Consider the following 1,041-nt stretch of genomic DNA (forward strand, 5'->3'; position numbering starts at 1 on the left):
GGAAAGCTGCTTTTTTCTATTTTGATGAATTTTTAATCGACTTTTGGCTGAATACACGCCCCCTTAACGCTATTTTTACTGCTTCTCCGGCTATTAAGCGGATCCCCCTTGTAAATTGCGTATTCGGGCTAGATTCCAGCCGATAAAGGTGAGGGTAAATATCTCCTTGACCCGCACTAACCCGCGGACTTTTACTTGGCGAATCAGGCCAACGGTTTTGCCCCAACCGAAACCCTCCTCAATTCGCTTGCGTACCTTCATGCTCGCTTGATACCCGCTGTGCCGAGTGGCGCGTCCGACAATGACGGAGCCACCGCGGCGCTTGGTATTTTGGGCTACATGCGGAGTTACATTGGCACCAAGACAGGCGGCTACGAATCCCCGAGTGTCGTAGCCTTTGTCCGCGCCAACGGTGTTGCACCGCGAGCCCGGCAGCTCCGTCAGCATCTGCTCGGCTGCTTCCCGCTCAGCACAGCCATACCTTTGGATTTTTTTGTACAGCCGAGCCTCTGAATCGGTGCGCGATTCGTGCATTCCATTGCTGTGCTTTTCCTTGTGGAAGTCCCGCTCGCTGTTGCTGCCACTGCCCTCATCGTCGTCGCTGTCCTGCTTGCGACGAAAACTTTTGTGCGAAGCCCATGCCTGAATCAAGGTGCCGTCGACGCTGAAATACTCTTCCGACAACAGTTGCTTCTGCCGATCTATCTGCACCACTTCTTCGATCAGGGTGGGAATAATGTTGTGGGCAAGCAGACGGTCACGGTTCTTGCTGAAAGTGGAATGATTCCACACTTTGTCATCAATACTGAGGCCAACGAATCAGCGGAATAATAGTTTGTAGCGCATCTGTTCCATCGGCTGACGTTTACTACGCGCACTGAATAAAACCTGTAGCAGTAGGGCTCGCAGTAATCGCTCCGGGGGAATGGACTCCTTGCCGTTCGGTGCATAGGCGCAGTCGAGCAACCAGTCGATACGCTGAAATGCCAAATTAAATTCCTGACGAATCTTTCTCAGTGGGTGGGATTTCGGGACAAATTC

1 pseudogene is annotated in these 1,041 nt (G+C 52.3%); it reads right to left on the reverse strand.

Features of this window, described 5'->3' with window-relative positions:
• Nucleotides 1–93: 93 nt before the first annotated feature.
• Nucleotides 94–1,041: pseudogene (locus tag Q5Y71_RS16920) on the reverse strand (IS5 family transposase); the annotation flags it as partial.

The organism is Microbulbifer sp. 2205BS26-8, from assembly GCF_030731025.1.
GTDB lineage: Bacteria > Pseudomonadota > Gammaproteobacteria > Pseudomonadales > Cellvibrionaceae > Microbulbifer > Microbulbifer spongiae.